Origin of the sequence: Bacillus sp. FSL K6-2971 (genome assembly GCF_038006405.1) — a bacterium.
Classification (GTDB): domain Bacteria; phylum Bacillota; class Bacilli; order Bacillales; family Bacillaceae; genus Bacillus; species Bacillus pumilus.
Genome location: NZ_JBBOVD010000001.1, coordinates 3,860,949 through 3,872,503 on the forward strand (window position 1 = coordinate 3,860,949; position 11,555 = coordinate 3,872,503).

At 43.2% G+C, this 11,555-nt stretch carries 11 protein-coding genes; 1 reads left to right on the forward strand and 10 read right to left on the reverse strand.

The window, feature by feature from the left end; translation table 11 throughout:
- The first annotated feature begins 194 nt into the window (after positions 1 to 194).
- A complete protein-coding gene (locus MHI33_RS20560; RefSeq protein WP_340913475.1) occupies positions 195 to 1,286 on the forward strand; it encodes a branched-chain amino acid aminotransferase in 1,092 nt (363 codons plus the stop codon).
- Positions 1,287 to 1,603: 317 nt separating this feature from the next.
- Here MHI33_RS20560 and MHI33_RS20565 read toward each other — a convergent pair whose 3' ends face one another.
- The 10 genes from MHI33_RS20565 to gdhA form a co-directional block, all read right to left on the reverse strand.
- Complete coding sequence (locus tag MHI33_RS20565) at positions 1,604 to 2,002, reverse strand: hypothetical protein (protein ID WP_065097763.1); 399 nt, start codon at positions 2,000 to 2,002, stop codon at positions 1,604 to 1,606.
- 119 nt (positions 2,003 to 2,121) lie between these two features.
- On the reverse strand, positions 2,122 to 3,450 hold the full coding sequence (locus MHI33_RS20570) for a 6-phospho-beta-glucosidase (protein WP_106066965.1): 1,329 nt from the start codon (positions 3,448 to 3,450) through the stop codon (positions 2,122 to 2,124).
- Positions 3,447 to 3,773, reverse strand: a complete 327-nt coding sequence (locus tag MHI33_RS20575; RefSeq protein WP_003215078.1) for a PTS lactose/cellobiose transporter subunit IIA — start codon at positions 3,771 to 3,773, stop codon at positions 3,447 to 3,449. Before MHI33_RS20575 ends, MHI33_RS20570 begins: the two co-directional genes overlap by 4 nt.
- 26 nt (positions 3,774 to 3,799) lie before the next feature.
- Positions 3,800 to 5,149 carry a PTS cellobiose transporter subunit IIC gene (celB, locus tag MHI33_RS20580; protein ID WP_065097761.1) on the reverse strand — a complete coding sequence of 450 codons (1,350 nt, stop codon included), beginning with the start codon at positions 5,147 to 5,149 and terminating at the stop codon, positions 3,800 to 3,802.
- A 14-nt stretch (positions 5,150 to 5,163) separates the two neighbouring features.
- The gene (locus MHI33_RS20585) at positions 5,164 to 5,469 is read right to left on the reverse strand and encodes a PTS sugar transporter subunit IIB (protein ID WP_340913479.1); all 306 of its coding nucleotides are present in this window, start codon (positions 5,467 to 5,469) and stop codon (positions 5,164 to 5,166) included.
- Positions 5,470 to 5,591: 122 nt separating this feature from the next.
- Positions 5,592 to 7,535, reverse strand: coding sequence for a BglG family transcription antiterminator (locus MHI33_RS20590; protein WP_340913482.1), 1,944 nt, complete (start codon positions 7,533 to 7,535; stop codon positions 5,592 to 5,594).
- Between the two features lie 237 nt (positions 7,536 to 7,772).
- A complete protein-coding gene (locus MHI33_RS20595; protein ID WP_113767878.1) occupies positions 7,773 to 8,387 on the reverse strand; it encodes a class F sortase in 615 nt (204 codons plus the stop codon).
- 78 nt (positions 8,388 to 8,465) lie between these two features.
- Entirely contained in the window at positions 8,466 to 9,848 is a 1,383-nt protein-coding gene (locus MHI33_RS20600; RefSeq protein WP_340913486.1) for a copper amine oxidase, read from the reverse strand.
- A 126-nt stretch (positions 9,849 to 9,974) separates the two neighbouring features.
- A complete protein-coding gene (locus MHI33_RS20605) occupies positions 9,975 to 10,088 on the reverse strand; it encodes a hypothetical protein (protein ID WP_003214702.1) in 114 nt (37 codons plus the stop codon).
- An 83-nt stretch (positions 10,089 to 10,171) separates the two neighbouring features.
- A complete protein-coding gene (gene gdhA, locus MHI33_RS20610; protein WP_044140284.1) occupies positions 10,172 to 11,542 on the reverse strand; it encodes an NADP-specific glutamate dehydrogenase in 1,371 nt (456 codons plus the stop codon).
- Between the last annotated feature and the right edge of the window lie 13 nt (positions 11,543 to 11,555).

The following is an 11,555-nucleotide window of genomic DNA, read 5'->3' on the forward strand; positions in this document are numbered from 1 at the left end:
GGATTTTATTTCTTTATTAAAAAGGGGTGACATGAGGCAGACTGACGGCAGAGAGAAGGAAAGCGCTTTAACAGATTTTTCTTGTCTGAATTCCAGAAAACCTATTGCTAATATTTTGTGAAGGTATAGAATAGAATCATAATTATTTCATATTATTAGAATTTTCAAATAATCAAACAGCAAGGAGATTTACGATGCCAAAACAACCCATCCGCGTTGAACTTAGTTCAACAAAAAAACCAAAACCTCAATCTGATCAACTTGAATTCGGAAAAATCTTCACAGATCACATGTTTGTGATGGATTATTCCATTGATCAAGGCTGGTATGATCCAAGAATTATCCCTTATCAGGCCATTCCAATGGACCCAGCTTCGATGGTCTACCATTATGGGCAATCTGTTTTTGAAGGCTTGAAGGCTTATGTTTCTGAGGATCAGAAAATTCTCTTGTTCCGTCCGGAAAAGAACATGGAACGCTTAAACAGATCCAATGACCGCCTGTGCATCCCTCAAATTGATACAGAAAAGGTTTTAGAGGGCTTAAATGAACTCATTCGCATTGATAAGGATTGGGTACCTGATGCAGAGGGCACTTCCTTGTATATTCGTCCATTCATTATTTCCACTGAGCCGTATTTAGGCGTTGCGCCGTCAAGCACATATAAGCTGCTTATTATCCTATCTCCAGTGGGGTCTTACTATAAAGAAGGCATCCATCCGGTCAAAATTGCCGTTGAAAACGAATTTGTCCGTGCCGTTAAAGGCGGAACAGGAAATGCCAAAACAGCTGGAAACTACGCCTCAAGCCTCAAGGCACAGCAAGTTGCTGAAACGAAAGGTTTTTCACAAGTTCTTTGGCTTGATGGAGTTGAGAAAAAGTACATTGAAGAAGTCGGGAGTATGAATATTTTCTTTAAAATCAATGGAGAAATCGTGACGCCTGTATTGAACGGCAGCATTTTAGAAGGCATCACACGTAACTCTGTACTTGAGCTATTAAAACACTGGGGAATTCCAGTGACAGAGCGTAAAATTTCGATTGATGAGTTAATTGAAGCACATCAATCAGGTGAGCTTGAAGAAATCTTTGGAACTGGAACAGCGGCCGTCATCTCTCCTGTCGGGGAATTAATTTATCACGATCAGCCATATGTGATTCAAGATGGTCAAACAGGTGAAGTATCGAAGAAATTGTATGAAGCCATTACGGGTATTCAAAAAGGAACACAACCAGATATCTTCGGCTGGACAGTAGAAGTCGATTCGGTCGTCAAACAAGCTTAAGCATGTAAAAGAACCTTTCAATCATGAAGGGTTCTTTTTTTGTTTATTTCCCCCTCTGATATACCTTATAATGGTAATCACACGTATAATAAGGAGTGATGGTATGTTTTTTACTTATCTACTAGCGTTCTTTGGTCTTTGCATCGGATCGATCATCATCGCTACAGGTTTCGACGATTCACCGTTCCACACCCGGTTTCTATTTAAGTTTCTCGGAATTTCTATCCTTGTTCTTTCTATTACTTTTGTAAAGGTTAGACGAAAAAGGTTACGCAACAAAAAGGCGAAATAGACTTAGTTGTCCAGTCAGCCTTCCATCAAATCGTGCACCAAAACAAGATCGATACACCCACAATCGCCCCTGCGTATATCCACTGTTTCCCTTTGATGCTCCGCTTTCTTTGGATCAGTAAAAAGATCTCTGGTAAAAAAACGATGATGATTTCTAGGATAAAGACAAGATAATAAACAAACGGCATCGGCTGGAAATCAAAGTCTCTTTCATCTCCACCAATCGTTGCGAAATACATCAACAGGTTGGTTACTGGAATGGTAAAACAAACGAGCAGGCGAAGAACATAAATCCACACATACTGTCTATGACGAATAAGACCAATAAATGAAGCGATGATTCCATACAAAAACAAGACCACTGTGCCATAACTCAACAGAGGTTGAACGATAAATCCGTAAAGCATTAAACCAATTGCAACCATACTCAAACCGTCCTTTCTTTGAAGCCATACATGTTGTTTTTTACTATCATACACTTCTTTCTTGAATTTCCATATGGGGCAATGATAAAAAAACGACCCCATAAAGGGGCCATTTTGTTTTACGCTTTGACTGATTTGAAGAATTGCGGTAAATATTCACGATGCGCTTCGAGCATTTCATCTAAAATTTGCTTTGCAATTTCGTCAGATGGGACAAGCGGATTGATCGTCATCGCTACAAGAGCCGTCTCGTAATCTCCTGTGACTGCCGCTTCTGCTGCCACACGCTCGAATGATTTGATTTGTTGAACGAGCCCTCTCACAGCTACAGGCAGATCACCCGTCGCGATTGGTTTTGGTCCGTCCTTCGTAATGATACAGTTCACTTCAACCGCTGAATCAGCCGGAATACTGGCAATTGCCCCTCTGTTCACTGTATTGACTGGTTGGATGTCATGTTTATCATTATAGATGGAGCTGATTAAGTTACATGCCGCATCACTGTAGTACGCCCCGCCTCTTTTTTCGAGCTGCGGTGGTTTAATCGATAAATCAGGATCTTTATAGAGCTCAAATAATTCGTGCTCGACCTGCTGGACAACCTCTGCTCTTGTTCCTTTTTCTTGGGCCGCTTTTTGCTCTTCTTCCAGCATATCTTTTGTTTTATAGTAATAGCGATGATACGGACATGGGATCACTCCTAAGCCTTTTACAAAAGAAGGTTCCCAGTTTTTCGCTTCAATATTCTTCATAGACCACTGACTATTCGGATTTCCTAATTCATCGAGTACTTGATCCATAATGCTGACCCCGTCTAAATACACGTCTAATCCATAGACCATGTGATTGAGGCCGGCAAACTGTACCTCGACCCGTTCAACATCCACATCAAGCGCCTTGGCAATCCCCATTTTCATCCCAATTGGGACATTGCATAGACCGACTACCTTTTTTAGATTTGTGTAGCGCAGCACAGCTTCTGTGACCATGCCCGCCGGATTTGTAAAGTTCACAAGCCATGCATTTGGACAAAGCTCTTCCATATCCTTCACGATGTCTAGAATGACTGGGATGGTTCGAAGGCCTTTAAATAAGCCGCCTGGTCCGTTCGTTTCCTGACCGATGACGCCATATTTAAGTGGGATTCTCTCATCCTTAGCCCGTGCTTCCAGCAGTCCTACACGAAATTGTGTTGTCACGAAATCTGCGTCCTTCAGGGCTTCCCGGCGGTCAAGCGTCAGGTGTACCTCAATCGGCAGACCGGCTTTTTCAACCATGCGTTTCGCGAGAGCACCCACGATGTTTAACTTTTCCTGACCCGCTTCAATATCCACGAGCCATAATTCCTTTACAGGCAATTCATGATATCGTTTGATAAATCCTTCGACAAGCTCAGGCGTATAGCTCGATCCTCCGCCTATTGTGACAATTTTGATTCCATCTTTCATGAATTGACACCTCCGAGTTGCTTCATTTTTTCATGGAGCTCGATGATTTCCGCCGCAAGCTCCTTGACGGTCATTGCGTTCATGAGATGATCCTGTGCATGAATCATTAAGAGGCTAATATCGGTCTTTTCTCCTCTAATTTCTCCTTGGATCAGCTCTGTCTGTGCGTGATGCGCCTCATTTAACGCGTCTTGTGCTTCCTGCAATTTTTGCTTCGCCTCATCAAAGTTTCCTTGCTTTGCACATGTAATGGCCTCCATCGCAGAGCTTCTGCCATTCCCGCCGTGTAAGATGAGTTGAAACACAATTTGTTCCATTTCCATCGGCCGCATCCCCCTTGCTTCCTCTATTACATGCTGACGACATTTTCATCAGTTGTTGCTTTTGTTTCTAGTTCACTTTCTTCTTTTAATTTCTGCTTATCCCACATTCTAAAGAATGGGTAGTATAAAGCGAATGACAACGCTAGGTTAATCAGCTGCATGACAGCACCTGAGATTTTGCCTCCTGTGGCGAGATAGCCTGAAATGATAGGCGGCATCGTCCATGGGACCGCAATTCCCGCCGGTTTTGCGACAAGCCCTGTGCTCATTCCGATATATGTGGTAATGATCATCATGATTGGCGTAAGGATAAACGGAATCAGAAGCATTGGGTTCATGACAATCGGCATTCCAAAGATGATCGGTTCGTTGATGTTAAAGATGGCTGGCCCAATGGCAAGTCGACCAAGCTGTTTCATTTGTTTACTTCTGGCACGTAAGATCATCGTCAGCACCAAGGCAAGCGTTGCACCGCTTCCGCCGACATTGATGAAGATTTCAAAGAACTGCGCTGTGAAGATATTTGGCAGCACTTCTCCTGCTTGGAATGCGAGACGGTTCTCATCCATTGCACCGAGCCAAATTGGGCCCATGACGCCGCCGACAATGGTTGCTCCGTGAATACCACATGCCCAGAGGAGCATTTGCACACCAATGGCGACAATACTTCCGCCTAAGCTTCCACCAAGAATGGAAAGCGGTGTGCCAATTAAGACCGTGATGATATTATGAATACTCTCAAATGGTGTCATCTCAATCACAAGTCTTGCGACCCAGATCAGCGTGATGACCACAAAACCTGGAATAAGTGCGATAAACGATTTACTCACTGCTGGCGGTACACCATCAGGCATCCTAATGACGATATTCCGCTGGACAATGAATCGGTAAATTTCAGTTGAAAGCATGGCAATAATCATGGCAACGAATAACCCTTTACTGCCCATCAATGTAACTGGAATTCCCCCACCTACTAAGATGGCTTCTGTTGAGCCTTCAGGTGTGAAAGGAACTTGATATGGTGTTGCCAAAAGGAAAGCTGCAACAGCAATCGCACCAGATGATAGAGCATCCACTGCATACTTTTCAGCAAGCCTGTAGGCAATCCCGAAGGTTGCAACAAGTGCCATAATGTCAAAGGTTGCATTAACAGGATAGGATAGTTTCGTGGCCCATTCTGCTCCGAAGATACTTGCCATAAAATCGCTGTATCCTGGGATCGGAAGGTTGGCTAAAATGAGAAACAGTGAACCGACAATAATGAGAGGCATGGTTAAAACAATTCCGTCACGCAATGCTTGTAAATGTCTTTGAGCGGCAATCTTTCCTGCAAACGGCATGACCTTCTCTTCTAGAAATCGGTTGAATCCATTCATCCCTTCCGCCCCCTTTATCCGTTCATTAACTTTTCAGCAGATTTTAAAACCTCAGCCCCATTACATACGCCGTAATGCACGGTATTGATGACGTCGACTGGAATCCCTTTTTCTTCTCCGAGCTTTTTCATTTGTGGTAATAAATATCGAACCTGTGGTCCTAATAAAAGCACATCGGCTTGATCAATATGACTTTTTGCTGAATCTCCAGATACTGCCCAAATACGATAGTCTTTTCCTTGTTCTTGTGCGCTTTTCTCCATTTTTGTGACTAGTAAGCTTGTTGACATGCCTGCTGCACATACCAATAAGATGTTCATGTGTAAACGCCTCCTTTTGAAAGTGTGTAGCTTTTCTTTACACATTCATCATATTATGAAACCGCTTTCATAAATACCTATACTTTTTCCTTTAGGAAGCGGAAAAAGTTAAGATCACATTGTTAGTTCTTGTACGAAGGGGCCTTTTTATACATGATATCGAGCATGTCTTCAAATGTATCACAGGCGATGAGATGCTGAATGAATTTCACATTGTGCACAAGCTCGCCCAGCAGACGGTACATCCCTTTTAAATCTTTGGCATTCTCTTTTTCGACACAAAGCAAGCAAACAAATTGAACTTTTTTCTCTCCCCATATGATCGATTTTTCTAATGAACAGATCGCCCAAAATGTCTCTTCTGTCAGCGGCGTCATCGGGTGCGGAATGGCTGTATAATGCCCGAAGGATGTAGGAGCAGCCTCTTCTCTTTCCATCACAGAAGGTGTAAGCTCTGCTGGTGCTAATCCCATATCGATGACTTGTTTCGTGAGAAAAGTGATGACCTCTTCCTTTGTTTGAAAGGCGCGTTTTGTAAAAACCAATTCCTTTTTCATATATTGAGAGGCCAATGTCACCCTTGTTTCACTCGTCAGGGCTTCTTCAATTTTTAAAAAGTCGCCGCCTCCCAAAATGGTGTTCACTTGTATGACTGGAATCGGTAAATCCATCTGAATCGGGACCGTTGTAATAATCAAATCCATGGCATGTAAAGAGACATGCGGAAGCGAATAAAGCTCTGCTGTTCCTAAAATGGTCAGCTTAGTCCCAAATTGTGACCGCAAACGATCCTGAAGCAGCCTTGCACTCCCTGCACCAGATGCACAGACAATGAGACATCGCTTCGGCGGAATCTCCATTTTCCTCCGCTCTAAAGCCGCACCAAAATGAAGCGCCATATATCCGATTTCATTCTCATGAATACTCAGCCCCTCCTCTTCTTCAAGGACCCTGCTGGCGATAATTCCTGCTTCAAAGGCAAGTGGATACCCTGCCTTTATTTCATCAAGCATCGGATTTCTTAAGTTCATCCCATATTTACACCGGGTCATGGCTGGCTTTAAGTGCAGACTCAGTCCAATCATTAATTCCGCATCACCGGCTAAATCAAGCTGCAGCTTTTGATCAACGGCTTGGAGCATCAGCTGGACAAGACGGCTCGTGTCATCATCCACAATTTGTTTTTGAGCGCTCGATGAAAAGGACTGCACCATTTTGGCTGTTCCTAATAAATGAATGGCGATATAGACGATCTCTTCTTGTGGAAAAGAGACGTCCAGCAGTCCTTCAAGGCATTCCACCATTTTTTTAGCCATCTCGTATTCCTTTGCCCGTGGAATCTCATTGATTTCCTCTGGCAAAACAGATACATAGTTTCCGTGTCTAATTCGTTTGCAGGCAATCGCGACATGAACGATTAAATTATTCATGCAAATGTCTGATAGATTCATTCGTTCTTCATTGATATAATCAATGATTGTTTTCTGAATCAATTCCAGTTCATGTTTTGGCAAAATGGTGACTGCCGTGTTCAGCATCGTTTGGCAGGATCGGCGTTCACTGAATAAATATTCTGATATACAATAACGAATTTTCATCTCCGATCCTTTGATCCGGCAGCCTTTATTCGGCTTCGCTTCCAGCTTCAGATCAAAGGGCCCAAGCTTGCGTTTGACCCATTTCATATCGTTACTCATCGTCGATTTACTAATAAACAGCTGCTCCTGTAAGTCTTCCAGTTTCACATAAGACTCTGCGAGAAGCAGTTTTTTTAAAATAAACCGAACGCGCTCCTCTGGCAGAACAGCCAGCGGCTCTTCCTGTTCGACCTCCTCTTTCATAAAACGGCGAAAGGCATTCTCATCGTTGATCAACAGCTCATAACCAGCTCCTCGAACAGCTGTTACAGCCGCTTGATAAGGAGTAAGACGGTCGTTCAATTCCTTGATGTCTGTACGAACGGTGCGGCTTGTTACTTGTAAACTGACAGAAAGCGCAGCGCTTGTGAGCGGGGTCTCCGCTGCCATGAGCTGACTTAAGATTTGCGCCAGTCTTTTACTCAGCATCAGATCAGCCTCCTTATGTAAGGGTGGAGAATATGCCTTGTCTGGACAAGGTGTATACGCTTGCAGTTCTCTTCATTACTCATATTCTACTGAAAAGAAATAAAAATGGCCATCTCATTTATATGACAAACGCCCCTATTTATACAACAAACCATATCCAATGACCTATGCATTTTTTTGTAGGAGCGTTTGGAAACCATGAAAAAAAGGCGATACACCTTCGTGTCATCGCCTTTTTTATGAAGAGATTAGCTGGGTAAAGACAACCAATCTTTTTTCATGAGTCCCAGCTGCATGATCAAACGTCCCTGTACATGTGATTAAATTGAGATTTCGTGTAAAAGCATACCCGAAAAACACATGTGGCTTTTCTTCACGCGGATAGCTTTGTACTTTGATCACTTCAAAGGTTCGCTTTTTTCCTGATGAGGATGTCACGATTACCTTGTTTCCCTTTTTCAGCTCCTTTAATCGATAAAAAACAGAAGGTCCCCATTTATTATCAACATGGCCATTCATGACGGCATTTCCTTTATCTCCTGGCTTTGGTCCATCTTTAAACCAAGCTGTGTTGTCCGTATTTTTTGGAACGCCCATACTGCCATCCTTTGATAAAGTGGTTTTCTCTACTTTTGCTTTGACATCAATCGCCGGAATCGCAATTTCAGCCGGGATAATACCGGACGGTTCGTCTTTTAACATGGCTTTTGAATGAGACTGTTTTGTGGCTTGGTTTGTTGTCATTTTTTCAGGAGATGAGGTTGTTTTAGCGGATGACGAATCATCCATCGATTTTGATGCACAGCCCGTGATGACAAGAAGCATCAGAAGACCCAACAGCCACCTTTTCAAGTCAGTCTGCCTCCTTTGAAAGAAAGGAACGGCACGATTGTGCACGTGCCGTTCCCCCCCTTTTGTTTTGATATGAGCTTAATTTGATGTCTTACGACGAATTAGGAAGAACGCACCCATTGCACCGCCAGCTAGGATCAAGCTTGCGATTAATCCCGCAAATGCTTCATATGACATACCTAAAGGACCGGCTGTGCCTCCCATACCTGTTTTCGGCATTTCGTTAGGCATGTTAGATTTGAACAGTTCAGGATGCTGATCAACAATCGCTGCTGCGACATCTTGACCGACCATGAACATATGACCGTACGCCTCTCTCACTGTTGGATAAAGCTGATCATATTCACCATTATGGTAAGACGTATATGTTTTGATCAGCTCATCAATATGCATTTTTAAACCAGCTTCTAAATCCGCCGCCTTTAAACGGCCATCTGTCGCTTGCTCTAGAAATTTCGCTTGCTTCATCCGATATGCATCCAAGTTTTTCACAGCTTTTTCTTTCGCTTCTTTGTCTCCTGATGCATCTGCTTTGACATAATCAACTAAGTAACCAATATGGCTTGACCAAATGGCTTTGAATTGTTTTCCTGCATCCTTACCATAAACAGATGCAATCGCATCAGATAAATCATTTGTATTCTCGTTCAAAGCTGCGGCTGCTTGATCAAAGTCCTTGCTGCCATCATTTCCTTTTTGCATGGCAACGACCGCAAGTGCCAAATGCTCTGAGAACAAGTAGTTTAAATCTTCACGAAGATCTGCGGCTGGTGTATCGACAGATTTATGATTAAATTTCCCAGGAAATTGATCTGTGATCGCCCACGATACGCCTTTACCGACTTCAAACATATGATGAATGGATTTTCTAACGGTTTCATAGGTCGTATCAAAATCCTTTTCTGTGTAGCTGTCAAACGCTTTTAGCAGTTCATTCACATGCATCTTCAAGCCTTCTTCAAGCTCACTTGCTTTCAATCTGCCGCCTGTTGCTTGATCGAGCATGTCGGCTTGTTTCATACGATATTGGTCAAGCTGCTTGACTGCTTTCTTTTTACCTGCCTCATCTTTCTTTGCGGTTGCTTGTACATAATCAACAAAGTAGCCAATATGGCTTGACCAAATGTCTTTGAATTGTTTCCCTGCTTTTTTTCCGTACACAGAAGCGATGGCTTCCGATAAGTCATTTGTGTTGTCATTTAGCGCTGCCGCTGCTTGTTTAAAATCTTTGCTCCCGTCAATTCCCTTTTGCATTGTGATGACTGCTAAGTAGGCATGCTCCGAAAATAGCTGGTCTAGTGCTGCGCGAAGATCGGTTGCTTTGTTTGACACCTCTTGTGACGAAGATGTCTTCTTTGCCTCTCCATGCATATGTCCTTCGTGTGCACTTGCGCTATGAGCTGCCGGAAATAGTAATGCTGCGCTAAGCGGAATGGTTAAAATCGCTTTTTTCATGTTCATCTGTTTTTCCTCCTCTTTCCGTTTGTTATGTACTTAACGGAAAGAAGCATGAAATGGATCATTCAAATCTATCATCTTTTTTTGTTTAGCGCACAATCGGTCATGCTTGCATAAAAAAAAGCCGGATTATCCGGCTGATACGTTACGACGTTTAGATGCTTTCCGCTCTTTATATATTTTTCTCACCACTGGATAAATCACAGGTGCCCATTTAAAAATTTGTTTCAGCCATTTTTTCATTTCTCCCGCGCCTCCTTATTGTCATTCTTACAAGGAAGATTCCCCATCTTGGCATGAAATAAACAGGTGCGGGAGAGCAGGAGTTAAATCACGCCTTGTGCGATCATCGCATCTGCCACTTTGCGAAATCCTGCAATATTTGCTCCTACTATTAAGTTTCCAGAGTGTCCATATTCATCAGCTGTCTCTGTACACTGACGATAAATCGTCTGCATCATTTGTTTCAGCTGATCATCTACTTCCTCAAATGTCCAAGACATTCTTGCACTATTTTGCGCCATTTCCAGCGCTGAGACACCTACTCCGCCTGCATTCGCCGCTTTTGCCGGCGCGAATAGAATATCATTCTGTTCAAAAACTTTGACTGCCTTTAGAGTAGAAGGCATATTCGCTCCTTCTCCTACCGCAATGACACCATTTTCCACGAGCTGCTGTGCCTGCATCTCAGATATTTCATTTTGCGTTGCACATGGGAGCGCAATGTCACAAGGAACAGACCAAATTTGTTCGCAATCTTCAATCAATTCAGCATGCGGGTGAATGTCTATGTATGCCCCAATCCGTTGATTGCTTCCTTCCTTCAGCTGTTTCACTGTTTCTAATGAAATGCCTTGTGGATCATAAATCGCTCCGCTTGAATCACTGCACGCAACGACCTTACCACCTAGCTCTATGACCTTCTCCATCGCATAAATAGACACATTCCCTGAGCCGGACACGACAACTGAACGTCCTTCAAATTGAAGTCCATGTGCTTTTAACATTTCTTCCATAAAGTACACCAATCCATAGCCTGTCGCTTCTTTTCTCGCTAAGCTGCCTCCAAATCCAGGGCTTTTCCCTGTGAGCACACCTGCTTCATAAGCACCACGCATTTTCTTGTACTGTCCGAACATATAGCCAATTTCGCGTGCCCCTACGCCAATATCACCTGCTGGCACATCTTGATCAGGTCCAATATATCGACTGAGCTCACTCATAAAGCTTTGAACGAAACGCATGATTTCGCCATCCGATTTCCCTTTAGGATCAAAATCTGATCCACCTTTTCCTCCACCGATCGGCATACCAGTCAGTGCGTTTTTAAAGATTTGTTCAAATCCTAAAAACTTAATAATGCTTGCATTGACAGATGGGTGGAAACGAATGCCTCCTTTATAAGGTCCGATGGCACTATTGAATTGAACCCTGAATCCCCGATTGACTTGTACTTTCCCCTCATCGTCTACCCATGGTACGCGAAATACCACAAGCCGCTCAGGCTCGATGAGTCGTTCTAAAATGCCTTGTTTTTCATACTCTGGATGCTTTGCAAAAACGGGAACGAGTGATTCTAGAATTTCTCTTACGGCTTGCTGAAATTCCTCCTCACCAGGATTTCGTTTTTCCACCTCTTCTAACACACGGTCGATGTAGCTTTGTGCTGTTTGTGCTGCTCGATCTAAGGTCAACATGTCTCATCTGCCT

Coding starts and splice junctions, on each gene's coding strand:
- MHI33_RS20560 (WP_340913475.1), top strand. CDS start 195: ATGCCAAAACAACCCATCCGCGTTGAACTTAGTTCAACAAAAAAACCA.
- MHI33_RS20565 (WP_065097763.1), bottom strand. CDS start 2,002: ATGGTTGCAATTGGTTTAATGCTTTACGGATTTATCGTTCAACCTCTG.
- MHI33_RS20570 (WP_106066965.1), bottom strand. CDS start 3,450: ATGAAAGATGGAATCAAAATTGTCACAATAGGCGGAGGATCGAGCTAT.
- MHI33_RS20575 (WP_003215078.1), bottom strand. CDS start 3,773: ATGGAAATGGAACAAATTGTGTTTCAACTCATCTTACACGGCGGGAAT.
- celB (WP_065097761.1), bottom strand. CDS start 5,149: ATGAATGGATTCAACCGATTTCTAGAAGAGAAGGTCATGCCGTTTGCA.
- MHI33_RS20585 (WP_340913479.1), bottom strand. CDS start 5,469: ATGAACATCTTATTGGTATGTGCAGCAGGCATGTCAACAAGCTTACTA.
- MHI33_RS20590 (WP_340913482.1), bottom strand. CDS start 7,535: ATGCTGAGTAAAAGACTGGCGCAAATCTTAAGTCAGCTCATGGCAGCG.
- MHI33_RS20600 (WP_340913486.1), bottom strand. CDS start 9,848: ATGAACATGAAAAAAGCGATTTTAACCATTCCGCTTAGCGCAGCATTA.
- MHI33_RS20605 (WP_003214702.1), bottom strand. CDS start 10,088: ATGAAAAAATGGCTGAAACAAATTTTTAAATGGGCACCTGTGATTTAT.
- gdhA (WP_044140284.1), bottom strand. CDS start 11,542: ATGTTGACCTTAGATCGAGCAGCACAAACAGCACAAAGCTACATCGAC.